We start from the raw sequence: 26,873 nt of genomic DNA on the forward strand, positions 1-26,873 counted from the left end.
TGCTGCCGTGACACCGGCTGCGCGGGCGCAGGCCGCAATCGACTTGCTGGATGCCGTGATAGAGGCGGCGCGTAGCGGGGGTGCGGCCGCCGACACGGTCGCCCAGCGCTTCTTTGCAGCCCGGCGCTACGCCGGATCGAAGGATCGGCGGGCGATCCGCGGGCTTGTCTACGAAGCGATCCGCAGCTTCGGGGAGCGGCCGGCGAGCGGTCGTGCGGCGGTGGTCGCGCTGGCGCGTGGTCGCCCGGAATTGGCGGAGTGCTTCGACGGTTCCGGCTACGGACCGGCTCCGATCCAGGCGGATGAACCCGAGGCGGAGGCGGCGCTTGCGCCTGCGTGGCTGATCGAGGCGTTCGCGGCTTCCGAACTCGACACGAACGAAGTCGCTGCGCTCCTGGAGCGGGCGCCCGTCGACGTGCGGGTCAACCGGCTGAAGGGGGATCGCGCATCGGTCCAGGCGGAGATCGGCGGCGAGCCATTGGCGTTTGCATCGGACGCGCTGAGGCTGGGGACAGACGCCCCGGTCGAGCCGTTGCCCGCATGGCGGGAAGGCCGCATCGAAGTGCAGGATGCGGGCAGCCAGATCGTCGGCAGCCTCGCAGGTGCGGAGCCCGGCATGTGCGTCGTGGATCTTTGCGCAGGAGGGGGCGGCAAGACCCTCTCCCTGGCCGCCGCCATGGAGAACCGCGGTCGGATCGTGGCGAGCGATACCGATCGCGCGCGGCTTTCCCGACTTCCCGAACGCGCCGCGCGAGCGGGTGTCACCGTCGCGGAAACCCGGCTGCTCGACCCCAAGCGCGAAGCCGAAGGGCTGGCAGACCTTCACGGAAGCGCCGATGTCGTGCTGGTCGACGCGCCTTGCTCGGCCACCGGGACCTGGCGACGCAATCCCGAGGCGAGATGGCGGCTGACGCCTGAGCGGCTTGCCCGCTTTGCCGAGGTACAGTCTCGGCTGCTCGACGTCGGGGCGGAGTCGGTACGCCCCGGCGGAGCCCTGACCTATGTCGTGTGTTCTCTGCTGGACGCAGAGGGACGGGACCAGGTCGCAGCCTTCCTGAGCCGGCACCCTGGCTGGTCGGCTGCGCCGATCGAAGCCGCCGTCGGGCGACGGCATGGCGACGGGCGCCGCCTGACGCCCGCGCACGATGGCACAGACGGCTTTTTTGTCGCGAGGCTGGTGCGCGCATGATAGCCGTGCACTCGTGACGCTAACGGAGAAGATCATGCGCCTCACCACTCTGACGGCGGCAGCTGCACTGGCGCTCGTCAGCATCTCCACGTCGCTGAGCGGCCAGCGTCCCGACGACCAGATCAACCCGCGGTCGATGGCGTTGCTGCAACAGGGGGAGGCCGCGCGCGCGGCCGGACAGTTGGATCGGGCAGCCGGTCTGATCGAAACCGCGCTGGTGGTCGATCCGCGCAACCGGCAGGCCTTCAACGTGCTGGCGGAGATCGCGCGGGCGCGTGGGCTGCCCGGGCAGTCGATCCGGCTCTACCGTGAGGCGTTGGCACTGGAGCCGACCGACCTGCGGGCGCTACGCGGGCAGGGTGAGGCGCTGGTCGCGAAGGGTGCCATGGTGAAGGCGCAGGAGAATCTGGCGAAGATCCGGAAGCTGTGCGGCAACGACTGCACGGACGCGACGGCCCTCGCCGCTGCGATCAGCAAGGGGCCGCCGGCCACCGCCACCGCGCAGCAGTCGGTCACGCCTGCCCAGGCACCGGCGGCGACACCCGCCAAGCCGTAAGACCGATCAACTCGCTGGCGCGTCGAGCGCCCGGGCCAGGGCAACGAACTCCTCCACCCGGACCGTCTCCGCACGCCGGGTGACGTCGATCCCGATGCGCTCGGCTGCGTCGAGTGCGCCGGCGACCGGCTTCAGGCTCTGCCGAAGCATTTTGCGACGCTGTCCGAATGCGGCGGCGGTGAGCCGCTCCAGCGTCGCCATTCGCACACCCTCCGGCATCTCGGCAGGAAGAATGTGCACCACGGCGGACATCACCTTGGGCGGCGGGGTAAAGGCAGAGCGATGCACCGGCATCGCGATACGCGCCGTCGATCGCCACTGCGCGAGGACCGCCAGTCGGCCATAAGCTTCCTCACCCGCCTGTGAGACGATGCGCTCGGCCACTTCCTTCTGGAACATCAGCGTCAGGCTCTGCCACCAAGGAGACCAATCGGAGGAGAGCCAGCCGATCAACAGCGCCGTGCCGACATTGTACGGCAGATTGGAGACGATATGCGGCCGGCCCTCAAACAGGGCGGGCGCGTCGATCTCCAGCGCGTCCCCCTCGATGAGCCGGAGCTTGCCCGGATAGGCTTCGGACAGTTCCCGAAGGGCGGGGATGCAGCGATGGTCGCGCTCGATCGCCGTCACCTTTGCTCCGGCAGCGAGCAGAGCGCGCGTCAGCCCGCCTGGCCCAGGCCCGACTTCGAGCACTTCCTGCCCGGCAAGATCGCCCGGCACACGAGCGATCCGGGCCAGAAGCTGCCCGTCGAATAGGAAGTTCTGGCCGAGCGCCTTGCTTGCGCTCAGACCGTGGCGGCGGATCACCTCCCGCAGCGGGGGCAGCGTGTCCATGGATGCTACTGGCAGGCGCTGGTGCGCCGCACGGCTGCGGCCTGTGCAGCCATGCGGATCGCCGCGATCATCGCTCCGGGTTCCGCCTCGTTGCGTCCGGCGATCCCGAACGCCGTGCCGTGATCCGGCGACGTGCGTACGATGGGCAAGCCCAGGGTCATGTTCACGCCCTCGTCGAAGTGGAGGGTCTTGATCGGGATCAGCGCCTGGTCGTGATAGAGGCACAGCGCCACGTCGTAGAGTGCGCGCGCACGCGGGTGGAACATCGTATCCGCTGCATACGGCCCTACCGCGTCGATGCCTTCTGCCTGAAGCTGTTCGATGGCGGGAATCAGGAAGTCGATCTCCTCACTCCCGATCGCGCCGCCTTCGCCGGCATGCGGATTGAACCCGGCGAAGGCCAGGCGCGGCTTCAGGATGCCGAAGTTCCGCTGGAGGCCACGAGCCGTGGCGCGCGCCTTGGCGACGATCAACTCGATGCTGATCGTGCTCGCAACACTCCGCAGCGGGATGTGCGTGGTGATCGGAACTACCCGGAGGGTAGGGCCGGCGAGCATCATCACTGCGTTCTCATGCGCGACGCCGCACCGCTCCGCCACGAACTCCGTCTGGCCGGGATAGGTGAACCCGATGTCGTACAGCTGCTTTTTGGAAACCGGCCCGGTGATCACCGCGCTGGCGGCTCCCGATCGGGCGAGGCCGGCCGCCAGCTCCAGCGATTGAAGCGCGCACCGTGCACCGTCGATGTCGGGCGCCCCGGGAACGACCTCGCCAGCATCCGCCGCCGCGATCACCGGAAGCCCGTTGCCGAACGCGGCTGTCGCCTCATGCGGATCGCTGATGGCGACGACGGGACCATCCCAGACCTGCGACACCGCGCGCGGATCGCCGACCGCGAAGAACGGCGGGAGCATATGCGGCGCCCGCGCGCTCCATGCCTTGGCAATGATCTCCGGCCCGATCCCAGCCGGATCGCCCATTGAGACGGCCAGCGGGGGAAGCTCGGGCGGCCGCTGGCTGGAAGGCATCGCGCTAGGGATCAGCGATACTCCACGATGGCGTCGCGACGCAGGTCGCGCAGCATGCGCTGAGCACGCAGGTTCACGCGCTCCTGCTCGACTTGCTGCTGCACCGCCTCGGCGGACGGCAGGCTCGCTGTGCGGCTATCGTCGCGGCCGCACAGCACCAGCACCCGCACGCCTTCCGTCGGGCTGCCGAACGGCTGGGTGGCCTCGCCCACCTGCAGCTTCACCATCAGATCCTGGAGCGCCGGGGGCAGGTCCCGGACGCGGACCGAGTCGTTGTCGACCACTTCCACACCGAGGTCGCTCGCCACCTTGCTGACTTCGCCGCAGCCGCGGATCTTGCTGGTCGCCTCTGCGAACTGCGCGGCGAGCTTCGTCGCCTGTGCCTGGCTCGTGCCCGCGGGAAAGTTCTTGGTGAGCTGGCGCAGGCTGAGCCGCGCATCGCGCGGGTCGGCCATCAGCACCTGACGCTTGTCGGTCAGATACAGGATCGAGAAGCCGCCCGGCGTCTGGATCGGACCTGCGATCTGGCCCACTTCCATCCCCTGCGCTGCCTGCGCGAGCGGCGCCGGCAGGGTGGCAAGGCGGATCCAGCCCAGGTCTCCCTGCACCGCACGCGTCGACGCCTCGGAGAAGTTCGAGGCGAAATACTCGAACGGCGCACCCTTGCGGATCTGCTCGATGATCTTGCGGCTCGCGTCGATCACCTCAGCCTCTCGATCCGGCGTGGCGGAGAGATAGATTTCCTTCAGGTGATACTCGTCCGTGCCCTTGGCGGCCTCCAGACGGTCGAGGATGGCCTTCACCTCTTCGTCGCCGACGTTGATGAAGGGCTCCACGCGGCTGCGCAGGAGACGGCTCCAGGCAAGCTCCCCCTCGATCTGGCGCTTCATCGACTTTTCCGACGAACCGACCTGGCGCAGGTAGGCGCGCATCTGGTCCGGCGTCCGCTTGAAGTTGCGTGACACCCGGGCAAAGCCCTGGTCGATCTCCGTCGTCGTGACGGTGATGTCGTTGCTCTTGGCTTCCTGTATCTGCAGCGTCTCGTCGATCAGCTGGCGGACGATCTGCAAGCGCAGCTGGTCACGATCCTCCGGGCTCAGCTTGATGTTGTTGAGCGCCACGACGAGCGCGATGCGCTGGTCGACGTCGGTCCCGGTCAGCACCGCGTTGTTGACGATCGCCGTCGCCTTGCGGACGTTCGGATCCTGCTTGCCGAAGATGGTCGGATTCTGTGGGAGATTGAGGTTCGCCGCGGGGCTTGCCTGGTCGTCGGGCACGACCTGCGCCGACAGGGTCGATGCGGTCGCCGCACCGGCGAGCAGCAGCAGCGTGGCGGCATTCCGGAAGCGGCGCCCGTTCACGAAATTCTTGATCACCTGGTGTTCAACCTCATCAACCATCCGGCGCGACAGGGGCACAATCCAGCGCTCACCTTGCCCGCACGTCCCTGAACAGGGGCTTAGCGGCCCAGGTTCTTGAATGCCAGCGTCAGCAAGTAGCTGTTGCCGCCGCGCGCGTCGCCGTTGTCCTGATAGTCCCGCTTCCAGGTGGCGCCCAGCCGCAGGCAGTCGTCTTCATAGGTGACGCCGATCCGGTGCCGGATTGGATCGAAGCCGTCCGCGGCGGAGAGGACGTCCTCGCTGCGGTCGGTAAGATCGACGGTCGCGGAGCCGAACACGGACCAGAAGCGTGCAAACTGCACCCGGGCGCCCACGCGGGCCTCCTCGCGGTCCAGCAGGTCCTCGACCGCATCGATATCGCGGTTCAGCCGGAGATAGCCCAGCAGGAGGTACGTCTTGCGCGATCCGATCGTCGCGTCGACTTCGTTGCGGCGCACGGCCAGCCCGTCCTTGTCGAGGCGATAGCGGTGGGTGAACTGCACGAAGTCGCGGAAACGGACCTCGGTGCGTCCGACGATATCGGACAGGCGATCGTCCAGCCCTGTGCCATCCGGAAGGATCGTCTCGCGGTTCGAGAGGCGATAGCTTTGCCCCACGGTCGCGTTGATCTCCACGCCCGGCAGGTTGAGCGCGTAGTCGATGCCGTAGGTAAACCGCGTCGAGTCCTCGAACCGGTCGTAGCCGGGGAAGCGATTGAGCGCGAAGAGATTGGAGTCCTCGAGATCGACCGCCCGTGCGTCTTCGTTCGGAACCGAAAGGTTGGCGACATGCGGCGACACGACCGCCTGCAGTCGCGGCGTGATACGCTGGGTGCCGCCGAAGACCTCTCCCACGAAGGGCCATTGCACGTCGATGGCGACGGCGCCGATCGCGCGCGTGCTGACGCCCTCATTGCCGCGGTAGCTGGCGAGGATCGTCTCCAGCGTATCGTTCGCGTTGTAGATGTCCCCGCGGGCATAGGCGGTCAACGTTACCTGCTGCCCCCAGTCCGTGATGCGCCGCAGATCCCACTGCGCGGATGCAAAGGCGCGCTGCGTATCCTGGCCCTCCTGGCGGAACAGCGCGAGTGAGTTCGCCTGGAGCTGCAGGACGCCCCCGGCGATCCCTTCGATCCGCCGCCGGTAGTCGATCGCGGGAAGGGCGATCGGCTGCATCTTCTGGTTGTCGCCGGTCCGCATCGTCTGCACCGCCCAGCCATCGATTGAGAGGTAGCTATCCTCGTCGATCCGCTCGACCTTCAGGTTGTTGCGGAGCCGGTCTTCGCGGGAGATGTCGTACCGACGCAGGAACGTGTCGTCGGTCTGAAGGCGCAGAGACCCGCTTACGCTCCAGTTGGGGTCGAGCTGGAACCTGCCTACCGCGTCGATATAGCCGCGAAAGGAGCGCTCGCTGTTCACCGTCTCCCCGCTGTCCAGAACCTCGTCGCTCCGGCGACTGTAGGTTCCGTAACCGATCACACGCAGCGCGCCGGTTTCGGTGAGCTGCCGGTATTCCGCCTCCAGCATCGGCAGAACCGACGTGAAGATGTGTGGCGTGATGGTGAGGTCGCGGTTCGGCGCGAGTGCGAAGTAATAGGGGACTGCCACCTCGACCCCGTTCACCCGGTCGATCCGGAACGATGGGGTGAGCACGCCGCCCGCGCTGCCGCCACCTACCGAATGGCTGAACGCGGGGAGGGGAATGCCCGGCAGACTGAACAGCTTCAGCTGCGCGCCGGAGTAGCGGATGCGATGATCCGTCGGATTGTAGGTCACCCGGACGGCGGTGATCTGCCACGAGGGTTGCTTGGGGCAGCCTTCGGTATCTGTCACGGCACACGGGCTGTAGGCGGCCTGCTCGACCTGGATCACGCCGCCGGCGTCGCGGCTGCCGCGCTGGGCGGCGATCCGGCCGCCCTCGTCCAGCACGACCAGCATGTTCTGGATCAGGCCATCCTTCAACGAGTCGGTCAGCTCGATGCGATCGCCATAGGCCGTATCACCCTCCGGGTTCGTGACCGCGATGTTCCCCTCGGCCACGACCTGGCCCGACTTGCGGTTCCAGCTGACACGGTCGGCACGCAGCCGGTCGCCTTCGCGGAACATCCGCACGTCGCCGGTCGCCGTGACCACATCGGCCTCGGTGTCATAGTCGAGCCGGTCCGCGGTGAAGCGGATTTCATCCTCGGAGGCTGGCGCTGCTGCGGCTTCGGGCGGCGGCGGTGGCACCGGCCGGTCCTGAAGATCCTGCGCCATGGCGGAGGCGCCGCCGAACGCCAGCCAGAACTGCACCGCGCCGGACAGGAGGAGGACGCTACGCTTCACCTAGAACTACTCTCCATGCGGCGGCCGCGGCTCGCGGGGCGATCCATGAACCGGCCCTATCGCATCCGCTTTCGGGAACCGCAATCGCCCTCCAGTCGCTTTGCGTGCGTGCCGAGCCTGGCCTAAGGGTGCGGCTCGCCGTCCGGCGCCCGATTCCACCACAGGGACATTATCGATGCAGATCCGTTTCATCTCCTCGCGGCCCGCAGATGCTGCGGCGCTGGTGCTGCCGGTCGGGAAAGCAGGCATTGCTTCGCTCGGCGACGCGGGCCTGGAAAGCGCCACGGCTGCACTGGTGCGGGGAGCGGCCGAGGGCGCCCGGTTCGATGGGGAATCCGGCACGATCGCCGAGATCTTCGTGCCGCAGGGGAACGGGGCTGCGCGCGTGATCCTGCTCGGCACCGGCAGCGGCACCGAACAGGACCTGGAGCGCGCCGGCGGCGCCTTGACCGCGCGCTTCCTGACCGCCGGCATCCCTGCGCTGGTGATCGACCTCTCGACGCTCTCGGCGACGGCCGGCGCCACCGCCGTTGCGCGGCTGCTCGCCGCAGCCGAGCAGCGGAGCTGGCGCCATGACGTCTATCGGACCCGCATGCCGGCAAGCGCGCGCGCGACGCTGGAGCGGATCGAGGTGGTGGGCGCGCCGGAAGGGATCGACGCTGCCTGGACCGATGCCAAGGCCCTGACGGATGGCCTGGCGCTCACGCGCACCCTGGTGAGCGAGCCGCCGAACGTGCTGTACCCGGAGAGCTTCGTCGAGCGCTGCCGTCATCTCGAGGAGCTCGGCATCGAGATCACCGTGCTGGATGAAGCCGCGATGCGGGAGCTGGGCATGGGCGCGCTGCTCGGCGTGAGCCAGGGCTCCGTGCGCGAGGCGCAGTTGCTGGCGATGCGCTGGAACGGAAAGGGCGAGGGCGACGTCGATGTCGCATTCGTCGGCAAGGGCGTGACCTTCGACACCGGCGGCATCTCGCTGAAGCCGGGTGCCGGCATGGAAGACATGAAGTGGGACATGGGCGGCGCGGGTGCCGTGGCAGGCGCCATGAAGGCGCTGGCGCTGCGCAAGGCGAAGGCCAACGTCATCGGCGTGTGCGGCCTGGTCGAGAACATGCCCGACGGCAACGCCCAGCGCCCCGGCGACATCGTCACCTCCATGTCCGGCCAGACGATCGAGGTTCTCAACACCGACGCGGAAGGCCGCCTGGTGCTGTGCGACGCCATCACCTGGGTGCAGCGCACGCACAAGCCGAAGACGATCGTCGACCTGGCGACGCTGACCGGGGCGATGATCATCGCGCTGGGCAACGAGCATGGCGGCCTGTTCGCCAACGACGACTCGCTCGCCGACGAGCTGCTGGCCGCCGGCAAGGCGACGGGCGACAAGCTGTGGCGCTTCCCGCTTTCGCCGGCCTATGACAAGCTGATCGACTCGCCGATTGCCGACATGAAGAACATCGGCGGCCGGGGCGCTGGCTCGATCACCGCCGCCCAGTTCATCGGCCGGTTCGTCGAGCCGGAGGTCCGCTGGGCCCACCTCGACATCGCGGGCATGGTCTGGGCCGACAAGCCCGGCGTGGCCTGGGACAAGGGTGCGACCGGATTTGGCGTCCGCGTGCTCGACCGCTTCGTACGCGACCAGTTCGAAGGCTGATCGCGACGCGCCACCGCCATGCAGGTCGACTTCTACCATCTTACCCAGCTTCCGCTCGAGCGTGCGTTGCCGCGCATCGCCGAGCGGGTGGTGGCGGGGGGCGGTCGCCTGCTGGTGGTGGCCGAGCATGAAGAGGCGCGGCAGGCGCTGGACCGCTGCCTGTGGGCCTATGCGGCCGAAAGCTTCTTGCCGCACGCACAGGCGGGTGGCCCCGGCGACGCTCGCCAGCCGGTGCTGATTGCGGGCGACATCCAGCCCACGAACGGCGCCCGCAACATCGCGCTTGCGGACCGCCTATGGCGCGACGGCGCGCTGGCGTTCGAGCGAGCCTTCCACTTCTTCGACGACGAACGGATCGTGGAGGCCCGCCAGGCATGGCGCACGCTTGCCGACCGGACTGACGTTTCGCGCCGGTACTGGAAGCAGGGCGAGAGCGGCCGCTGGGAACAGGCGGCCTGACCTGCTCCCGGGGTGCTCCGGCTTGCATCAAAGCGGCATGAAGACTAGGGAGCCGCGACTTTTCAACAAGCCATCATCTCAAGGAGCCGTACGGCCATGGCCGCGACCCGCACGTTTTCGATCATCAAGCCCGACGCAACCCGCCGCAACCTGACGGGCGCCGTCACCAAGATGCTGGAGGAAGCCGGCCTGCGCGTCGTCGCGTCCAAGCGCATCCAGATGACCAAGGAACAGGCCGAGGGCTTCTACGCGGTGCACAGCGAGCGCCCGTTCTTCAACGACCTGGTCTCCTTCATGATCTCCGGCCCGGTGGTCGTGCAGGTGCTCGAGGGCGAGGACGCCGTGAAGCGCAACCGCGACATCATGGGCGCGACCAACCCTGCGAACGCCGAGCCGGGCACGATCCGCAAGGAGCTCGCCGAGTCGATTGAAGCGAACTCGGTCCATGGCTCGGATTCGGAAGAGAACGCCGCGATCGAGATCGCCTACTTCTTCAAGCCGGAAGAAATCGTCGGCTGATCGGGACGTCGCCCGCATGGGCGGCGATCCAGCGGAATTGAGGGCGCGGCTCCGAACGGAGCTGCGCCCTATTTCTTTGTGGGAATGGCCAGGCGGCGCCGTTCCGCCGTCCAAAGCCGGTCGAGCAGCGCAGCCGAGTTGCTCCCAGGATGCCGCTGCTTCAGCGCCACCCCCTGCAGCTTCAGCGTCCTGCCACCGAGCAGGCGCCCCTCCGTCGCGAAAACCAGCTCATAGATGGCGCTGTCCTCGCGCTGGACGTCTGCGTCCCAATAGTGGCTGTCGATGCGGATGGGCAGGCGCCCCTGGATGGTATCGGCGCCGCCATCGGTGAGCTTGAGCACCGGCTCCGCGATCCAGTCCGCGTCTATCCGGGTATCCAGCACGCCGTCCTTCGACGGCACTTTGAGCGAAGGCGGGAATTGCACCTCGATCCGCTCGATCCTGTGGTTCTTATCGCTCAGTTCCAGGCTGCTTCCGTCGCTTCCCGGCGTTCCGACAAGCGTCACGAGGCGGGCGACATGTGCCTGAGCATCCGCTTTCGCGCCCTCGCGTGCTGCCTCTTCCTCCCGCTGGATCTGGCTGTCCTTGCGCAGCGACACGTTGTTCCAGAGCGTCAGCGCCGAAATGACCAGCGCCACGACGCCGACGATCTCCGCCAGCGTCAACCAGCGCCAGCGCTTGCGCGGCTTCTCGCTCATCCCAGTTCGCTCATCGTCCGCCGGCCTCCAGCAGTGCCTGGGGCGCAGACAGCTCCCAGCCCCGCGCAATCGCGTCGCCGATCACCGTCCAATCGGCATCCTCGCTGATTGTGAGCGTGCGCCAGCCGCTCTCGCTGCGGGTCGCCAGCGCGCCGTCGCCGGTAATCCGCGCAAAGACAGTCCTGTCGACAGAGAAGCTCGACGTGTCGCCTTCGTTTTCCTCCTCCGCTTCGGGAAGGGCGAGCGCGACGCTGCGGACGCGGGCAAGGGGGGTGTCGGCCATGCTGCGTACGAACTCCGCCAGGATCCGTGGGTACAGTCGATGTTCCTCTACCAGCACCCGTGCGGCAAGTGCCTCGGCAGTATCGCCGAGGTGGACGGGTACTTCGGCCTGACCAAGCACGGTGCCGGCATCGAGCTCCTCGGTGACCAGGTGCACCGAGCAGCCGGCAACCGCGTCGCCCGCGTCGATCGCGCGGGCGTGCGTGTCGAGCCCCTTGTACTTCGGCAGCAGCGAGGGGTGGATGTTGAGGATGCGTCCCGCCCAACGCTCCACGAACGCCGGGGACAGGAGGCGCATATAGCCGGCCAGCGCGATCAACTCGACGCCGGCGCTCCGAAGTGCGGCGTCGATGCGGGCTTCGTATTCGGCCTTCGGCATCCCCTTCGGGCTCTGCGCGAAGGTCGCCACGCCCTGTCCGGCCGCCCAGGCGAGGCCGGCCGCTTCGGGTTTGTCGCTCAACACCAGCGCGACTTCGAACGGGCAATCCCGGGCGCGGGCCGCCTCTACCAGCGCCGCCATGTTCGAGCCGCGGCCCGAAATGAGGATGCCGAGCTTGCGGCGGACGTTCTCAGCCAAGGTGGGTCGCCGTCCACGCACTGCGCCCGCTCCAGGTGCCGGCGCTTCCGACCACGGTGCAACCACAGTCACCCGCTTCGACCGTGCCGATGCGGAAGACCTGCTCGCCCGCCTCTTCCAGCGCCGCTGCGACACCGTCCGCCTCTTGCGCTGCGACGAGCACCGCCATGCCGATGCCGCAGTTGAAGGTCCGCGCCATCTCTTCCGGCTCGATCGCGCCTTGCGCTTGAAGGAACGCCATCAGGCGCGGCTGTTCCCAGGCATCGGCGTCGACGCGGGCGTGGCAGCCGTCGGGCAGCACGCGCGGAATGTTCTCGAGCAGGCCGCCGCCGGTGATGTGGGCCAGGCCGTGGATGCGCTCCTCGCGCAGCAGCGGCAGCAGGCTCTTCACGTAGATTTTGGTCGGCGCCATCAATGCGTCGATGAGGAGGCGGTCTTGGTCGAAGAGGGCAGGCCGATCGAGTTTCCAGCCCTTGTCCGCAGCCAACCGGCGAACCAGCGAGAAGCCGTTCGAGTGAACGCCGGAGGAGGCGAGCCCGAGGATCACGTCGCCGACCTGGACACGACCCTTGGTAAGCAACTGCTCGCGCTCGACCGCACCGACGCAGAAGCCCGCGAGATCATAATCGCCTGCCGCATACATGCCCGGCATCTCGGCCGTCTCGCCGCCGATCAGCGCGCAGCCTGCCTGGCGACAGCCTTCTGCGATCGAGGCGATCACGCGCTCGGCAACCTCGGGCTCCAGCTTGCCGCTGGCGTAGTAGTCGAGGAAGAACAGCGGCTCGGCGCCCTGGACGATCAGGTCGTTGGCGCACATCGCCACCAGGTCGATGCCGACGCCATCATGGGCGTTGTGCTCGATCGCGAGCTTCAGCTTCGTGCCGACACCATCGTTCGCTGCCACGAGGAGCGGATCCTTGAACCCGGCCGCCTTGGGATCGAAGATGCCGCCGAACCCGCCCAGGTCGGCGTCCGCCCCGCTGCGGCGGGTCGAGCGCGCCAGCGGCGCGATGGCCCGTACCAGGGCATTGCCCGCGGCGATCGAAACGCCGGCTCCGGCGTAGGTATAGGGCGTCGCGCCCGCATCTTCGGTGCTCATGGGCGACCGACTAGCCATATCCTGCTTGGATTTCCACGCCCGCTTCGTCAAAAGGCGGCCGATGCCTTGCTTGCGCTTTTCCCGAACTCTGCGTGCCGGCCTGTTGGTGGCGCTGCTTGCTACCGGCGGTACTGTGATCGCGCAGATCGAGGACAGCGGCCGTGGCGTCGCGCCGATCGCAAGTTCCGGTAGTTTCGAGGTTTCCGGCGTCTCCGTCGATGTAGCTGGCCCCAATGCCGAAGCCGCGAGAACCGCAGGCTGGCGGCTAGCGCAGCGTAAGGGCTGGGACATGCTGTCACGGCGCCTGACGGGTCGTCCGGGCTCGCTTTCCGATTCGGCGCTCGACTCGCTGGTGAGCGGGATCGTCATCGAGAATGAGCAGATCGGACCGAACCGCTACGTTGCAAAGCTCGGCGTGCTGTTCAATCGTGGGCGCGCGGGCTCGATCCTGGGCGTCGCCGGGGAGACGCTCCGCTCGCCCGCGTTGCTGGTCGTGCCGCTCCAGGAATCCGGGGGCGCGGCGACGGTGTTCGAGCGCGCGACGCCCTGGCAGGAGGCCTGGGCGCGCTTTCGCACGGGCAACAGCGTCATCGACTATGTCCGGCTGACCGGCACCGGCCCCGACGCGTTGCTGGTGAACGGCGGCCAGGTAAGCCGCCGCGGCCGTGGGTGGTGGCGCACCATCCTCGATCAATATGGCGCAGCCGACGTCCTGATCCCGCAGGTGAAGCTGCGGCGCCAGTGGCCGGGCGGTCCGGTGATCGCCGACTTCTCCGCAGGCTATGGTCCCGACCATCATGTGCTCACCCGGTTCACCCTTCGGGTCGAGCGGACCGACGCGCTGCCCGCGCTGCTGGATGAGGGCGTCCGCCGGATCGATGCGGCCTATCAGCAGGCGCTCCGCCAAGGCACCTTGCGCACCGATGCAGCGCTGAGCGCACCGCCGCCGGGCCAACCAACTCCGACCGTGAACATACCCGCGCAAGGGGCGGCTGACCTGGGACCGGAGGTCGCCACGACCACGTCGGAGGGTCGCACGACGCTTTCGATTCAGTTCGATACGCCCGGCGTCGCTGCGCTCGCATCCTCGGAAGCTTCGGTCCGCGCGATCGCCGGCGTCCGTTCCGCAGTCACCACCAGTCTCGCGCTGGGTGGCGTGTCCGTCATGCGCGTCGTCTTTGACGGCGATCCCGCCGTGCTTTCAGCAGCCTTGCAGGCGCGCGGCTGGCAGGTGACGCAGGGCGGCGGCGTGCTGCGCATCCGTCGAGCCGCCGGCACCCCTTCGCCCACTCCCTCGGCCGCACCGGCGGCACCGACCGGCGGATGATGCAACTCGACCTGCCGCTGGGTCAGCCGGTGGGCGCGCGGGCGGACGAGTTTCTGGTGAGCGACATCAACGCGCACGCCGTCCAGCACCTGGAACATTGGGGCACCTGGCCCGTGATGGCCGCGCTGTTGGTCGGCCCCCGCAAGTCCGGTCGCTCCTTGCTGTCCCGGCTCTTCGCGTTGCGCACTGGCGGGGCCGTCATCGATGATGCCGAACGCCAGAGCGAGGTCGACATCTTTCATGCGTGGAACCGTGCGCAGGCCGAACGACGACCGTTGCTGGTCGTCGCGGACGCGCCGCCCCCCGCCTGGGACGTTCGCCTCCCGGATCTCCGGTCGCGGATCGGCGCAACACCGGTGTTGACGCTGGGGCTCCCCGATGCGCGGCTCATAGCCTCGCTGCTCGACTATCTGTTCGAGCGGCGGGAGCTCGTCGCAGGACCGGGATTGATCGACTGGATCACGCGCCGGGTGGAACGGAGCTACATCAGCATCCTCGGCGTTGTCGAAGCGCTGGAGGAAGATGCGATGGTGCGCCAGAACCGTCGCCTTTCCATCACGACCGCGCGGCCAGTCCTGACGAATGCGGGACTGGTTCCGAACGCGCCGCCAGCAGGCGTGGAACAAGAGGGAGCTTGAAGGTGACGGAAACCGGCCAAGGATATTTCAATCGCGAACTCTCCTGGCTGGCGTTCAATCGGCGGGTGCTGGAGGAGGCCTGCAACCCGGCGCATCCGCTGCTCGAACGGCTGCGGTTCCTCTCGATCTCCGCGAGCAACCTGGACGAGTTCTTCATGGTGCGCGTTGCCGGCCTGAAGGGCCAGGTGATGCAGGGCGTCGAACTCAAGTCCATCGACGGCCTCACGCCCGCGCAACAGCTTGCCGCGATCGTCGAGGATGCGGCAGCACTGGTGGCGAGCCAGCAGCGGATCTGGGATGATCTTGCGGAAGCGCTAGGGGAGGCGGGCATCTTCGTCCTCGAAAGCGACGCCATCGCAGGGGAGGCAGAGGCGTGGCTCCGCCGCCATTTCCAGGAACAGCTGTTTCCGATGATCACGCCTCAGGCGTTGGATCCGGCCCACCCGTTCCCGTTCATCCCGAACCAGGGTTTGAGCGTGATCTTCGACCTCGTCCGCATTGCCGATGGCGTGCGTGTGCGGGAACTGGTTCTTCTGCCGGCGGCGGCTCCGCGCTTCGTCCGTCTGCCCGGCACGCCCGCCCGATACGTCGCGATAGAAACGCTGATCAAGCGCTTCTCTTCGCTGCTTTTTCCTGGGTACGAAGTTCGCGCCTCCGCCGACTTCCGCGTGCTGCGCGACAGCGATATCGAGCTGGAGGAAGAGGCGGAGGATCTGGTTCTCTACTTCCGCTCCGCGATCAAGCGGCGTCGGCGCGGACGTGTCATCCGGCTTGAGGTCGAAAGCGGCATCAGCGACGGCCTGCTCAGCGTCCTGAAGGAGGAACTCGGCGGCAGCGATGCGCTGCTCATTGAGAAGAGTGGCTTTCTGGGCCTCGGCGATCTCTCACTCCTGGTCGAGGAGGATCGCCCGGAGCTCAAGTTTCCGCCGTTCAGTCCGCGGTTTCCTGAGCGTATCCGCGAGTTCGGCGGAGACTGTTTCGCGGCGATCCGGGCGAAGGACATCGTCGTCCATCATCCTTACGAGACCTTCGATGTGGTTCTCGCCTTTCTGAAGCAGGCGGCTGCCGACCCGGACGTCCTCGCGATCAAGCAGACGCTGTATCGGGCAGGCAAGCAATCTGCCGTCGTCAGCGCCCTGATCGCGGCGGCGGAGGCGGGCAAGTCCGTGACCGCGGTGGTGGAACTCAAGGCGCGGTTCGACGAGGAGCAGAACCTCTATTGGGCCTCGGCGCTCGAGCGCGCTGGCGTCCAGGTCGTCTACGGCTTCATCGACTGGAAGACGCACGCAAAGATCTCGATGGTCGTGCGGCGCGAGGACGGCGGGGTGCGGACTTACTGCCATTTCGGCACCGGCAACTATCATCCGGTCACCGCGCGCATCTACACGGATCTGAGCTTCTTCACGGCGGATCCAATGATCGGGCGCGATGCCGTGCAGGTGTTCAACTATATCACCGGCTATGTGGAGCCTGCGCATCTGGAGCGGCTCGCGATCTCGCCGCGCAACCTGCGCGACCGCCTCATCGAGCTGATCGAGGAAGAGATCTGCCACGCGAAGGCGGGTCGGGAGGGGGCGATCTGGGCGAAGATGAACTCGCTGGTCGATCCGAGGGTGATCGACAAACTGTACGAGGCGAGTTGCGCCGGGGTGCAGATCGAGTTGGTGATCCGCGGCATCTGCTGCCTGCGGCCGCGCGTGCCGGGCATGTCGGAGAATATCCGCGTCAAGTCGATTGTCGGACGTTTTCTCGAGCACAGCCGCATCTGGGCCTTCGGCAACGGCAGCGCCCTGCCGAACGACGAGGCGCTGCTGTTCATCTCGTCGGCCGACTGGATGCCGCGCAATTTCGATCGGCGGGTGGAATATCTGCTGCCGATCACCAACCCCACCGTGCACGAGCAGGTGCTCGATCAGGTGCTGCTCGCCAACCTGATCGACGAGGAGCAGAGCTGGGAACTGGGGCCGGACGGCAGCTACAAGCGGGTGGAAGTGGATGGCCCGGGCTTCAACCTGCATCGCTATTTCATGACCAATCCTTCGCTGTCCGGACGTGGCGCGGCGCTCGACGATACCATGCCCCAGGAGCTTTCGCTGCGGCAGCATCTCACCGAACAGGACGGTTGACCCATGGCGCTGCTTTCTCTCCTTCGCGCGCCTGCGCCGTTGCCTGCCGCGCCCGTGACCGCGCGGAACGCGATCATCGACATCGGCTCGAACTCCGTTCGCCTGGTCGTCTACAACGGGCCGCCGCGGTTGCCCTCCGTGCTGTTCAACGAGAAGGTGTTGGCCGGCCTGGGCGGCTCCCTCAGCCGCACCGGGAGCATTGATCGAAAGGCGATGGCGATGGCCGCAACGGCCCTCGCGCGCTTTGCGTGGCTGACGCGGGAGATGGCGGTGCCGGAAGTCCGCACCGTCGCCACCGCCGCGGTCCGCGACGCGAGCAACGGGTCCGACCTGATCGCGCTGGCCGCGGCGGAAGGACTTGAGGTCGAGATCCTACCGGGCGAAGCGGAGGCAATCGGATCGGGGTACGGCGTGCTGTCCGCGTTTCCCGACGCGGACGGCATCGTGGGAGATCTGGGCGGCGGCAGCCTCGAACTGGTCCGGGTCTCCGGCGGAGAGGTGCGCGAACGGGCGTCCTTCCCCCTCGGCGTCCTGCGGATCGCCGCCATCCGCGAGAAGGGAAAGGACGCCCTGGCGCGCCACATCGCCGGGGTGTTGAAGAACAGCGGCTGGGCGGGGCGGGGATCGGGACTGCCCTTCTATGTCGTCGGAGGATCTTGGCGCGGGCTCACCCAATGGGACATGCACCTGACGCGGTATCCGCTGCCGATCGTCAACGGCTATGCCATGTCTGCGGCGCGCATCCGCACGCTAGGGGCGATGCTGACGACCGCCAGCAAGCAGGACCTGAAGGCCGTCCCCAACCTGTCCTCGGGCCGGATCCCCACCCTAGGGGACGCAGCCGCGCTGCTCTCAGAGGTGCTGTCGGGCCTAGGCTGCCAACGCACCGTGACGTCCTCCTTCGGTCTTCGCGAGGGGTTGCTCTACCAGGCGCTCGATTCCGAAGCGCGGCGAGAGGATCCGCTGCTGGCCGCAGCACGTGAGGAAGGTCGCCGACTCTCGCGGTTCGAAGAACATGGCGATCTGCTGAACCAGTGGATCGCACCGCTGTTCGCCGACGAGTCCGCGGATCTGGCACGGCTCCGCCACGCCGCTTGCCTCCTTGCCGATGTCGGTTGGCATGCCAACCCGGACTTCCGCGCTGAGCGTGGCGTGGAAATCGCGTTGCATGGCCAATGGGTGGCGATCGATCCGGCTGGCCGCGCGCTGGTGGCGCAAGCGCTGCACACCGCGCTGGGGGGCGGAAGCGATTCGCCGGCACCGCTCCCGACGCTCGCCCGGCCCGAGATGCTGGACACGGCGCGGCGGTGGGGGCTCGCAATCCGACTGGGCCAGCGACTGAGCGGCGGCCTGGGAGCGCCGCTCAACCGAACGCGCCTGGAACGCGCTGGCCGTGCCATCCACCTGCGCTACGCGCCGGTGGATGCTGCCTTGTACGGTGAGGCCGTCGAAAAGCGCCACCGAGCGCTTGCCGCGGCCTTCGGACTGGAAGCCGCGGCAGGGAGCGCGGTTAGCCGCAGCGGAAGCGGGTAACCTTGCCGCCGGCGTCGATGTCGACGTTGAGGCGGTCGGGCCGGAAGTCCATGGTAACGGCACTGTCGGGCGCGATCCACCGCATCGCGCGCGCACCTGAACGGCGCAGCGCTTCCGCTGCCAGGTCGGAGCTTGCGGCCGAGCCGACCAGGTCGGCGAGCGGCTCGATCTTGCACAAACCCTCGCCGAGGGTACCCGTCTCGGGCGGGGCCGACGGCTCCTGCGTCGCGACGGTAGGCGTGCAGCCGGCAAGCGCCACCAGCGGGAAGAGGTACCGGATCATTCTGCAGTCTCCGTCAACGTCATCTTGAGCTTTCCGCCGCCGACCGAGAACGCCATGCGGCCCTCCACCAGCGCGAGGGCGTCGCGCCCAAACTCTTCATAGCGCCATCCCTGGAGAATGGGGAGCTTGTCCCGCTGTCCCGCCGCCAGCGCTTCGAGCTCGTCGGAACGGGCGAGCAGGCGTGCGGCGACGTTGATGTCGCGGGCGCGGATCTTCAGGAGCAGCTTGAGGAGGTCGGCGACGAGCGCCCCTTCCTTGCCCAGCGAGGGCCCGCGCTCGTCGCGGGCAGGCATCTCGGACGCGGGGAGCGGCGTCGCATCCGCCAACGCCGCCATCAGCCGGCCCCCGATGTCGTTCCCCGCCCAGGTCGCCGAGAGCCCGCGCACCTTGGCGAGGTCCGCCTGCTTCTTCGGCGGGTTGCCAGCCAGGTCCGCAATGGTCTCGTCCTTGACGATGCGGCCGCGCGGCAGGTCCTTCCCCTGCGCCTCGAGCTCGCGCCAGCGGGCCAGCGCCTTCAGCCGGCCGAGCACCTCGGGCTTGCGGCTGTTGATGCGGATGCGCTGCCAGGCGAGATCGGGATCGTTGAAATAGTTGGACGGGTTCCCGATCCGCTCCATCTCCTCGTCGAGCCAGTCGCCGCGCCCGGTCTTGCGGAGGCGGTTGAGCATCTTGGGAAAAATCTTGGACAGGTGCGTCACGTCGGCGATGGCGTAATCCAGCTGCCGGCTGTCGAGCGGCCGCCGGCTCCAGTCGGTGAAGCGCGCGCCCTTGTCGACGGTGATGCCCAGATAGGCGTCGACGAGATTGGAGTAGCCGACCTGCTCGCCCTGGCCGAGCGCCATCGCCGCGACCTGCGTGTCGAACAGGGGGTGGGGCGTCTTGCCGGTCAGGTTATAGACGATCTCCAGATCCTGGCCGCCGGCATGGAAGACCTTCAGCACGTCCTCGTTCTCGACCATCAGGTCGAGCAGGGGCTTAAGGTCGATGCCCGGCGCCATCGGGTCGATCGCGGCGGCTTCCTTGTCGTCGGCGATCTGGATCAGGCACAGCTCTGGATAATAGCTGTTCTCGCGCATGAACTCGGTGTCGACGCAGACATAGTCGGCGGTGGCGAGGCGCGCACAGAGATCGGCAAGGGCGGCGCTGTCGGTGATCAACGGATGGATGTGCATCGAATGCCCATAGGCGGTGCTGCGGGTTGACAAAAGGGGGATGGGGAGGGAAGCGGCGGGCCTGCCTTTCCTCGCCGGTTCAGCATGGGCCGGGGATTTCGCGTTGAGAGCGTCGTGCTTGCGAAATCCCGGCTCCCGCTGGGCGGCGCAATCTAGAGATTGCACTATGCACGCCTATCGTACGCACAACTGCAGCCAGCTGGACGCCGACAACGACGGCCAGGAAGTCCGCCTGTCGGGTTGGGTGCACAGGAAGCGCGACCACGGCGGCGTGCTCTTCATCGACCTGCGCGACCATTACGGCATCACTCAGATCGTCGCCGACAGCGATTCGCCGGCGCTGCCGACGCTCGAGTCGCTGCGCGCGGAATCGGTCGTGACCATCGACGGCGTCGTGAAGCGTCGCAGCGAGGCGACGGTCAACCCGAACCTCGCCACCGGCGAGATCGAGGTGTTCGCGCGCGCCGTGACCGTCCAGTCGATGGCCCAGGAACTGCCGATGCCGGTGACGGGCGACGCGGAATACCCCGAGGACATTCGCCTGCGCTATCGCTTCCTTGACCTGCGTCGCGAGAAGGTGCACGCCAACATCATGCTGCGCGCGCAGGTGATCGCCTCGCTTCGCCGCCGTATGATCGACCAGGGCTTCACCGAGTTCCAGACGCCGATCCTGACCGCTTCGTCGCCGGAAGGTGCCCGCGACTATCTGGTGCCGAGCCGTGTCCACCCGGGCAAGTTCTATGCGCTTCCGCAGGCGCCGCAGATGTTCAAGCAGCTGCTGATGGTTGCCGGCTTCGACCGCTATTTCCAGATCGCGCCCTGCTTCCGCGACGAGGATGCGCGCGCCGACCGTTCGCCGGGAGAGTTCTACCAGCTCGACTTCGAGATGAGCTACGTCACGCAGGACGACGTGTTCGCCGCGATCGAGCCGGTGCTGCACGGCGTCTTCGAGGAATTCGCCGACTGGCAGGGCAAGGGCCGCACCGTCAGCGCGCTGCCGTTCCAGCGCATCCCGTACCGCGAATCGATGCTGAAGTACGGCAACGACAAGCCCGACCTGCGCAACCCGCTGATCATCACCGACGTGTCGGAGCTCTTCAAGGGCTCGGGCTTCGGCCGTTTTGCGTCGATCGTGGAAGCTGGCGACGTGGTGCGCGCGGTGCCGGCACCGGGCACGGCCGAAAAGAGCCGCAAGTTCTTCGACGACATGAACAGCTGGGCACAGTCGGAGGGCTTTGCTGGCCTCGGCTATGCCACCCGCAAGGGCGGCGAGTGGGGCGGCCCGATCGCCAAGAACCACGGCGAGGACGGCATGGCCAAGATCGCCGAGGCGCTGGGCCTCGGCCCGGACGACGGCGTGTTCTTCGCCGCCGGCAAGGAGGCGCAGGCTGCCAAACTGGCTGGCCTCGCCCGCACCCGCGTGGCCGACCAGCTCGGCCTGATCGACGACAGCCGCTTCGAATTCTGCTGGATCGTCGACTTCCCGATGTTCGAGTATGACGAGGACGCGAAGAAGGTCGACTTCAGCCACAACCCCTTCTCGATGCCGCAGGGGGAGCTGGAGGCGCTGGAGAGCAAGGACCCGCTCGACATCCTGGCCTATCAGTATGACATCGTCTGCAACGGCATCGAGCTGTCGTCGGGCGCGATCCGGAACCACCGTCCGGAAATCATGTACAAGGCGTTCGAAATCGCCGGCTATTCGCAGGCGGACGTCGACGCGAACTTCGCGGGCATGATCAACGCGTTCAAGTATGGCGCGCCGCCGCACGGCGGCTCGGCACCGGGCGTCGACCGTATCGTCATGCTGCTGGCGGACGAGCCGAACATCCGCGAGGTCATCACCTTCCCGATGACGCAGAAGGCCGAGGACCTGATGATGGGCGCGCCGAGCTTCGTCTCGAACAAGCAACTGCGCGAGCTCAACATCCGGGTGACCGCGGACACGGCGAAGAAGGACACCGCCGAAGCCGTGGCGCCGAGCGCGGCAGGCTGATGCCGAGCTCGCCGGCGCCTATGGTGCGCCGGCGGGTTTGCGGAACGGCACGGGGGCTCGCGCGCTTGTAGCGGCATGACCCTCCGCCTTTCCGATCACGAGACCGGCGCCAAATACCAGGGCGACTATGACGAGGATCTGAAGGCGCTTCAGAAGCAGCTACAGCACATCCAGGTCGCGCACATCGTGCATGGCCGCTCCGCTATCGTCATGTTTGAAGGTTGGGATGCTGCGGGCAAGGGTGGGATCATCCAGCGGCTGACCGCCCGCTGGGACCCTCGGCACTTTCAGATCCATCCCGTCGCGGCTCCAACGGACGAAGAGCGCGCCCGCCATTTCCTCTGGCGGTTCTGGCGGGATCTCCCGCCGGCGGGCTCGATCGCGCTGTTCGATCGCAGCTGGTATGGACGCGTACTGGTGGAGCGGGTGGAGAGGCTCGCTACTTCCGACGCATGGCAGCGCGCCTATGGCGAGATCAACGCGTTCGAGGCGCAGCAGGTCGCGTCCGGCACCACGCTGGTGAAGCTGTTCGTGCATGTGACGCAGGAGGAGCAGGACGAGCGGCTGCGCGCGCGGATCGAGGATCCCTGGAAACGCTGGAAAACCGGGCCAGACGATTTCCACAATCGCAGCCGGCGGGCGGACTATCTGGAGGCAATGGCGGACATGTTCGCCCGCACCGACACGCCGCAGGCGCCATGGATCGCGATCGACGGAAACAACAAAAAAGCCGCCCGAATCGCGGCACTCACCGCGATCGCCGAGCGACTGGAAAGGGCGGTTCCGATGGATCCGCCGCCGCTGACCGGCGAGTTGGCCACCCTCAGGGACCAACTCGCCGGCGGTTAACGATTAGGCTGCCGAGAAGACGTCGTTCTCGTCGCGGACGCGCAGCTTGCCGTCGGCGATCGCGAACACTGCGCCATGAATGCTCAGGCGGCCGTCCTCGACCCGTTCCTTGACGAACGGGAAGGTCATCAGATTGGCCATGGAGACGCGGACGCCTTCCTGCTCCAGCGCGGCCTGGCCCTCGGGGCCGTCACCATATTGCGCGAGAACGCGGTCGCGGGCTTCGTCGAGCAGGTCGATCCAGTGGGCGACGAAGCCGCCTTCGCCGGGCACCGCATGCTCCAGGCTGCGGGTAAGCGCTGCGTTGACGCCGCCGCAGGCACCGTGGCCCATGACGAGGATTTCTTCGACTTCGAGCTTGGTCACGGCGAATTCGAGTGCCGCGGAAACGCCGTGGCGGCCACCGCCGACTTCGAACGGCGGCACCAGGTTCGCTACGTTGCGGACCACGAACACCTCGCCGGGGCGGGTGCCGAACACGGTCGCCGGATCGACTCGGCTGTCCGAGCAGGCGATGATCATCACCCGCGGAGACTGGCCCGTCTTGAGCTCCGCCCAGCGCTCGCGTTCTTCCTGCCATTCACCGCCGCGGAAGCGGTAATAGCCTTCGATGAGGTCGGTCATGCGTGTCATAGGGATCCGACTATCAAAGCCCGCGGGGCGAGGCGAGTAACAAACGATTTCTGCGCGCGGCCTTTCGCGTGCGCCCGGGGCAAGCTCACTTGCGGCGCTCGGCGGTTGTGGGAGCGCCCCGCGAGCGCTATCTGGCGCCCATGAACGAGATGACGCCGCTCGCCCGCCCGCCCCGCGAACGCAAGCCCGACTGGATCCGCGTCAAGGCGCCGACATCGGCCGGTTTCGCCGCGACGCGGGCGCTGATGCGGTCCAAGAGCCTGACGACCGTCTGCGAGGAAGCGGCGTGCCCGAACATCGGCGAGTGCTGGTCCAAGAAGCACGCGACGGTGATGATCCTGGGCGATACCTGCACCCGGGCCTGCGCCTTCTGCAACGTGAAGACCGGCATGCCGCGCGCCGTCGATCCGATGGAGCCGAAGAACGTCGCCGATGCCGCCGCTCAGATGGGGCTGAACCACATCGTCATCACCTCGGTCGATCGCGACGACCTGCCGGATGGCGGTGCGAAGCAGTTCGTGAAGGTGATCGAGGCGATCCGCAACGCCAACCCCACGACGACCATCGAGATCCTGACGCCCGACTTCCGCAACAAGCATGAAGCGGCGGTCGAAGCGATCGTTGCCGCACGTCCGGACGTCTACAACCACAATCTGGAAACGGTGCCGCGGCTTTATCCGACCATCCGCCCGGGCGCACGCTACTACGCGTCGCTGCGCCTCCTGGAGAGCGTGAAGAAGCTCGACCCGTCGATTTTCACCAAGTCGGGCGTGATGCTGGGACTGGGCGAGGAGCGCCTGGAGATCCACCAGGTGATGGACGACATGCGTTCGGCCGACATCGATTTCCTTACGATGGGCCAGTATCTCCAGCCGACGCCGCGGCATGCGAAGGTGGCTGAGTTCGTGACGCCAAAGGCGTTCGACGCCTATGCCGCGATTGCACGCGCCAAGGGATTCCTGCTGGTGGCGTCCTCGCCGCTCACGCGGTCGAGCTACCATGCGGGCGACGACTTCGAGAAGATGCGCGCCGCACGCGAGGCCAAGCTCGGCGTGGCGCGGGGCTGAACGCGATGCCGCGCCATTCTGAAACGCGCCATCTGCCCTACACGCCGGAACAGATGTTCGAACTTGTCGCCGACGTCGGTCGCTACGGCGAGTTCCTGCCTTGGGTGAGCGCGACGCGTGTCCGCTCGAACAGCGAAAGCGAGATGGTTGCCGACATGGTCGTCGGCTTCAAGGGCCTGCGTGAGACCTTCACCTCGAAGGTTTCCAAGGAGCGACCGGGCCACATCCGCGTCGACTATCTCGATGGGCCGTTGAAGTATCTGAACAACGACTGGAAATTCCGGTCGGACGGGCAGGGCGGCACGCTGGTCGACTTCTGCGTCGACTTCGCGTTCAAGAACCGCATGTTCGAGCTTCTCGCCGGGCAGGTGTTCGATCGTGCGCTTCGCAAGATGATCGGCGCCTTTGAGGAACGCGCCGCGGTGCTTTACGGGGCGGGGGGTAGTTCCTCCTCTAGCCCAACGCCCGGCAGCAGCAGTTCGAGCGCCCACAGCGCTGCTTGAAGCCGGACATCCCCGCGGTCTGCCGCGGGGAAATGGCGTGAGTCCGCCATCACATGTTGGGGATCGCCGCCGCGCTCGGCGCGTGCGAACACCACCGTTCCCACCGGCTTCTTCTCCGTTCCACCGCCGGGACCGGCAACACCGGTGATCGCCACGCCGACATCGGCGTCGGTCACTTCGATCAGTCCCTGTGCCATGCTCCAGGCGGTCGCGATCGACACGGCGCCGAACGTCTCCAGGACGTCGGTGCTGACGTTCAGCACCTTCGCCTTCAGTTCGTTGGAATAGGTAACCAGCCCGCCCTCGAACACTTCGGAGGAGCCGGGAATGGCGGTGATCGCCGCCGAGACGAGGCCGCCGGTGCAGCTTTCCGCAACGGCAATGCGACGACCGGCGGCGCGGTTTTCCTCGACCACGCGGCGTGCGGCCTCAACGAGCGGGGAGGGGAGAATGGTGTCCATCTTCTTATTCCTTGCCGGCCGGGCAGACCGGCAGGCGCATCATCGGGCGCGGGCTTGCGGCGTCGGCCTGCGCGAACAGCACGAGCAGTGCGGCGGTGTTACGAGCCGGAAGCGGCTGCACCAGCGTCAGCGCCCGTTCTACGGTGGGGCAGTCCTTCGGCTTCAGGTCGCCAGTGACGAGAGGTGCGACCAGCGCTCCGATCATCGGCTTGGCAAAGGCGGAGTCGAGCATCTGGCTCACGTCCGGACCAGCGATCTTGAGCAGCGCTTTGCGGGCCTCCGGCCACGCACGCTCGGACTCCGCCTCATATTTCGAGAGGAGCGCACCGCTCGTCTGCCGCAGCAGGGCCTTCGCCGGCAATGCGGCCGCGCAACGCTGCCCCGTCTGTCGGATCAGGTCGGGGGCGACGAACAACACCAGCGCCTCCGCTTCGGTGCGGGTAACACAGGCGTTGGTCTGCGCCTGCGCGGTTCCTGCCGTCGCGAGTAGCGCAGCCAGCGCCGCTGAGAAAAAGGGCTTCATCCTGCCTCCGGGATCCGGACGGTGGCGATCGCCTGCGCGGTGATGCCCTCGCCGCGACCGGTGAAGCCCAGCCGCTCCGTGGTGGTTGCCTTGATGCTCACCTGGTCCTCGGAAAGCGCCAGCAGGTCTGCGATCCGGGTGCGGATCGCCTCGCGATGCGGTCCGATCTTCGGAGCCTCGCAGATCAGCGTCAGGTCGACGAAGTCGATGATCCCGCCCTTCGCGCGGATCAGGTCTGCGGCATGAACGAGAAAACGGTCGGATGCAGCGCCCTTCCACTGCGAGTCGCTGGGCGGGAAGTGCGTGCCGATGTCACCGGCGCCGATCGTCCCAAGCAGCGCGTCGGTGAGGGCATGGAGCCCCACGTCTGCGTCGCTGTGGCCGGAAAGGCCGCGGTCGTGCGGGATCCGGATGCCGCCGAGCCACAGTTCCTCGCCCGCCTCGAGTCGGTGGACGTCGTAGCCGGTGGCGCTGCGGACGCGGAAGCGCGCCTCAGCGCGCGCTTCGGCCGCGGCAAAGTCGCCGGGATAGGTGACTTTCTCGAGCATGATATCTCCCATCACCGGCACGACCTTGCCTCCGGCGGCGCGCAGCAGTTGTGCGTCATCTGTCGGCTCGACCTCCGCCGCCCAGCCGCGGTGTGCCGCGACAATAGCGGAAAAGGCGAATGCCTGCGGTGTCTGGACACGCACCAGTTCTTCGCGCGGTACGACCTCGCCAAGCGCATCCCCGACGGCCCGTGCGACGGTGTCCGCCACCGGCAGCACCGGCACCGCCCCCGGCGCAGCATTCAGCGCGCTCAGCAGCCGGTTGATGACGTCGGCGTTCAGAAACGGACGCGCCGCATCGTGGATCAGCACCCGGTCGGCGCCCCCCGTTGCCGCGATCGCCTCCAAACCTGCGAGCACCGACAGACGGCGCGTGGCGCCGCCTTCGACGCGGGGCACGGGGCCGAGAGCGGCTTCCAGCGCCTCCACCTGATCGGCACCCGTCACCACCAGAACGTGATCGATGCCAGGGTGGCCGGCGAGGGCGGCATGGCTGTGCGCCACCATCGGCCGACCGGCGACCGATGCGAATTGCTTGGGAAGCGCGCTGCCAGACCGTTCGCCACGACCTGCGGCGACGATCAGCGCGACCGTGCGATGGCCGTTCATGCGGCGCCGG

General features: G+C 67.4%; 26 protein-coding genes. 13 read left to right on the forward strand and 13 right to left on the reverse strand.

Annotated features, from left to right (window positions below):
- Positions 1–7: 7 nt before the first annotated feature.
- The gene (locus tag MHZ35_RS05805) at positions 8–1,189 is read left to right on the forward strand and encodes an RsmB/NOP family class I SAM-dependent RNA methyltransferase (protein ID WP_239434754.1); all 1,182 of its coding nucleotides are present in this window, start codon (positions 8–10) and stop codon (positions 1,187–1,189) included.
- Positions 1,190–1,223: 34 nt separating this feature from the next.
- Positions 1,224–1,745 carry a tetratricopeptide repeat protein gene (locus MHZ35_RS05810; protein ID WP_239434755.1) on the forward strand — a complete coding sequence of 174 codons (522 nt, stop codon included), beginning with the start codon at positions 1,224–1,226 and terminating at the stop codon, positions 1,743–1,745.
- 6 nt (positions 1,746–1,751) lie between these two features.
- On the opposite strand, the gene rsmA is transcribed toward MHZ35_RS05810, so the two are convergent.
- Genes rsmA through MHZ35_RS05830 form a run of 4 tightly spaced genes read right to left on the reverse strand, consistent with a single transcriptional unit; the run spans position 1,752 to position 7,310 of the window.
- Positions 1,752–2,579 (reverse strand): 16S rRNA (adenine(1518)-N(6)/adenine(1519)-N(6))-dimethyltransferase RsmA, encoded by an 828-nt coding sequence (gene rsmA, locus MHZ35_RS05815; RefSeq protein WP_239434756.1) that lies wholly within the window; start codon positions 2,577–2,579, stop codon positions 1,752–1,754.
- Positions 2,580–2,584: 5 nt separating this feature from the next.
- A complete protein-coding gene (pdxA, locus tag MHZ35_RS05820) occupies positions 2,585–3,607 on the reverse strand; it encodes a 4-hydroxythreonine-4-phosphate dehydrogenase PdxA (protein WP_132883843.1) in 1,023 nt (340 codons plus the stop codon).
- Between the two features lie 11 nt (positions 3,608–3,618).
- A complete protein-coding gene (locus MHZ35_RS05825; RefSeq protein ID WP_446741017.1) occupies positions 3,619–5,007 on the reverse strand; it encodes a peptidylprolyl isomerase in 1,389 nt (462 codons plus the stop codon).
- 59 nt (positions 5,008–5,066) lie between these two features.
- Positions 5,067–7,310: an LPS-assembly protein LptD gene (locus MHZ35_RS05830; RefSeq protein WP_446741018.1), complete on the reverse strand. Its 2,244-nt coding sequence runs from the start codon at positions 7,308–7,310 to the stop codon at positions 5,067–5,069.
- Between the two features lie 175 nt (positions 7,311–7,485).
- Between MHZ35_RS05830 and MHZ35_RS05835 the strand changes: the two genes are divergently transcribed.
- From MHZ35_RS05835 to ndk, 3 genes are all read left to right on the forward strand, one after another.
- Positions 7,486–8,961: a leucyl aminopeptidase gene (locus MHZ35_RS05835; RefSeq protein ID WP_239434758.1), complete on the forward strand. Its 1,476-nt coding sequence runs from the start codon at positions 7,486–7,488 to the stop codon at positions 8,959–8,961.
- 18 nt (positions 8,962–8,979) lie between these two features.
- Complete coding sequence (locus MHZ35_RS05840; RefSeq protein ID WP_239434759.1) at positions 8,980–9,420, forward strand: DNA polymerase III subunit chi; 441 nt, start codon at positions 8,980–8,982, stop codon at positions 9,418–9,420.
- Positions 9,421–9,516: 96 nt separating this feature from the next.
- A complete protein-coding gene (gene ndk / locus MHZ35_RS05845) occupies positions 9,517–9,939 on the forward strand; it encodes a nucleoside-diphosphate kinase (RefSeq protein ID WP_125959627.1) in 423 nt (140 codons plus the stop codon).
- Positions 9,940–10,007: 68 nt separating this feature from the next.
- Here ndk and MHZ35_RS05850 read toward each other — a convergent pair whose 3' ends face one another.
- The 3 genes from MHZ35_RS05850 to purM are packed head-to-tail and all read right to left on the reverse strand — an operon-like array spanning position 10,008 to position 12,595.
- Positions 10,008–10,604 (reverse strand): hypothetical protein, encoded by a 597-nt coding sequence (locus MHZ35_RS05850; RefSeq protein ID WP_239434760.1) that lies wholly within the window; start codon positions 10,602–10,604, stop codon positions 10,008–10,010.
- A 43-nt stretch (positions 10,605–10,647) separates the two neighbouring features.
- Positions 10,648–11,496: a phosphoribosylglycinamide formyltransferase gene (purN, locus tag MHZ35_RS05855; protein ID WP_239434761.1), complete on the reverse strand. Its 849-nt coding sequence runs from the start codon at positions 11,494–11,496 to the stop codon at positions 10,648–10,650.
- On the reverse strand, positions 11,489–12,595 hold the full coding sequence (gene purM / locus MHZ35_RS05860) for a phosphoribosylformylglycinamidine cyclo-ligase (protein ID WP_239434762.1): 1,107 nt from the start codon (positions 12,593–12,595) through the stop codon (positions 11,489–11,491). Before purM ends, purN begins: the two co-directional genes overlap by 8 nt.
- A 106-nt stretch (positions 12,596–12,701) precedes the next feature.
- Between purM and MHZ35_RS05865 the strand changes: the two genes are divergently transcribed.
- Genes MHZ35_RS05865 through MHZ35_RS05880 form a run of 4 tightly spaced genes read left to right on the forward strand, consistent with a single transcriptional unit; the run spans position 12,702 to position 18,219 of the window.
- Positions 12,702–13,922: a heavy-metal-associated domain-containing protein gene (locus MHZ35_RS05865; protein ID WP_239434763.1), complete on the forward strand. Its 1,221-nt coding sequence runs from the start codon at positions 12,702–12,704 to the stop codon at positions 13,920–13,922.
- Positions 13,919–14,560: a chromosomal replication initiator DnaA gene (locus MHZ35_RS05870; RefSeq protein ID WP_239434764.1), complete on the forward strand. Its 642-nt coding sequence runs from the start codon at positions 13,919–13,921 to the stop codon at positions 14,558–14,560. The genes MHZ35_RS05865 and MHZ35_RS05870 overlap by 4 nt, the downstream gene beginning before the upstream one ends.
- 2 nt (positions 14,561–14,562) lie before the next feature.
- Positions 14,563–16,686 carry an RNA degradosome polyphosphate kinase gene (locus tag MHZ35_RS05875; protein WP_239434765.1) on the forward strand — a complete coding sequence of 708 codons (2,124 nt, stop codon included), beginning with the start codon at positions 14,563–14,565 and terminating at the stop codon, positions 16,684–16,686.
- A gap of 54 nt (positions 16,687–16,740) precedes the next feature.
- The gene (locus tag MHZ35_RS05880) at positions 16,741–18,219 is read left to right on the forward strand and encodes a Ppx/GppA family phosphatase (RefSeq protein WP_342453502.1); all 1,479 of its coding nucleotides are present in this window, start codon (positions 16,741–16,743) and stop codon (positions 18,217–18,219) included.
- On the opposite strand, the gene MHZ35_RS05885 is transcribed toward MHZ35_RS05880, so the two are convergent.
- Complete coding sequence (locus MHZ35_RS05885) at positions 18,197–18,502, reverse strand: I78 family peptidase inhibitor (protein WP_239434767.1); 306 nt, start codon at positions 18,500–18,502, stop codon at positions 18,197–18,199. The genes MHZ35_RS05880 and MHZ35_RS05885 overlap by 23 nt on opposite strands.
- Entirely contained in the window at positions 18,499–19,674 is a 1,176-nt protein-coding gene (gene rnd / locus MHZ35_RS05890; protein ID WP_239434768.1) for a ribonuclease D, read from the reverse strand. The genes MHZ35_RS05885 and rnd overlap by 4 nt, the downstream gene beginning before the upstream one ends.
- A gap of 166 nt (positions 19,675–19,840) precedes the next feature.
- Here rnd and aspS point away from each other — a divergent pair, with 166 nt between their 5' ends.
- Both aspS and MHZ35_RS05900 read left to right on the forward strand, forming a co-directional pair.
- Positions 19,841–21,670, forward strand: a complete 1,830-nt coding sequence (gene aspS, locus MHZ35_RS05895; RefSeq protein WP_239434769.1) for an aspartate--tRNA ligase — start codon at positions 19,841–19,843, stop codon at positions 21,668–21,670.
- A gap of 75 nt (positions 21,671–21,745) precedes the next feature.
- Positions 21,746–22,519, forward strand: coding sequence for a polyphosphate kinase 2 family protein (locus MHZ35_RS05900; protein ID WP_239434770.1), 774 nt, complete (start codon positions 21,746–21,748; stop codon positions 22,517–22,519).
- 3 nt (positions 22,520–22,522) lie between these two features.
- Here the strand turns inward: MHZ35_RS05900 and MHZ35_RS05905 are convergent, their stop codons facing one another.
- A complete protein-coding gene (locus tag MHZ35_RS05905) occupies positions 22,523–23,152 on the reverse strand; it encodes a carbonic anhydrase (RefSeq protein ID WP_239434771.1) in 630 nt (209 codons plus the stop codon).
- Between the two features lie 140 nt (positions 23,153–23,292).
- Between MHZ35_RS05905 and lipA the strand changes: the two genes are divergently transcribed.
- Both lipA and MHZ35_RS05915 read left to right on the forward strand, forming a co-directional pair.
- A complete protein-coding gene (gene lipA, locus MHZ35_RS05910) occupies positions 23,293–24,219 on the forward strand; it encodes a lipoyl synthase (protein ID WP_239434772.1) in 927 nt (308 codons plus the stop codon).
- A gap of 5 nt (positions 24,220–24,224) precedes the next feature.
- Complete coding sequence (locus tag MHZ35_RS05915; RefSeq protein WP_239434773.1) at positions 24,225–24,722, forward strand: type II toxin-antitoxin system RatA family toxin; 498 nt, start codon at positions 24,225–24,227, stop codon at positions 24,720–24,722.
- On the opposite strand, the gene MHZ35_RS05920 is transcribed toward MHZ35_RS05915, so the two are convergent.
- Genes MHZ35_RS05920 through MHZ35_RS05930 form a run of 3 tightly spaced genes read right to left on the reverse strand, consistent with a single transcriptional unit; the run spans position 24,647 to position 26,863 of the window.
- Complete coding sequence (locus MHZ35_RS05920) at positions 24,647–25,183, reverse strand: CinA family protein (protein ID WP_132883859.1); 537 nt, start codon at positions 25,181–25,183, stop codon at positions 24,647–24,649. The two genes, MHZ35_RS05915 and MHZ35_RS05920, sit on opposite strands and share 76 nt — an antisense overlap.
- 4 nt (positions 25,184–25,187) lie before the next feature.
- Positions 25,188–25,706: a hypothetical protein gene (locus MHZ35_RS05925; protein WP_239434774.1), complete on the reverse strand. Its 519-nt coding sequence runs from the start codon at positions 25,704–25,706 to the stop codon at positions 25,188–25,190.
- A complete protein-coding gene (locus tag MHZ35_RS05930) occupies positions 25,703–26,863 on the reverse strand; it encodes a bifunctional 2-C-methyl-D-erythritol 4-phosphate cytidylyltransferase/2-C-methyl-D-erythritol 2,4-cyclodiphosphate synthase (RefSeq protein ID WP_239434775.1) in 1,161 nt (386 codons plus the stop codon). The genes MHZ35_RS05925 and MHZ35_RS05930 overlap by 4 nt, the downstream gene beginning before the upstream one ends.
- Positions 26,864–26,873: the final 10 nt, after the last annotated feature.

Origin of the sequence: Sphingomonas sp. ACRSK (assembly GCF_022346685.1) — a bacterium.
In the GTDB taxonomy this organism is placed as follows: domain Bacteria; phylum Pseudomonadota; class Alphaproteobacteria; order Sphingomonadales; family Sphingomonadaceae; genus Sphingomonas; species Sphingomonas molluscorum.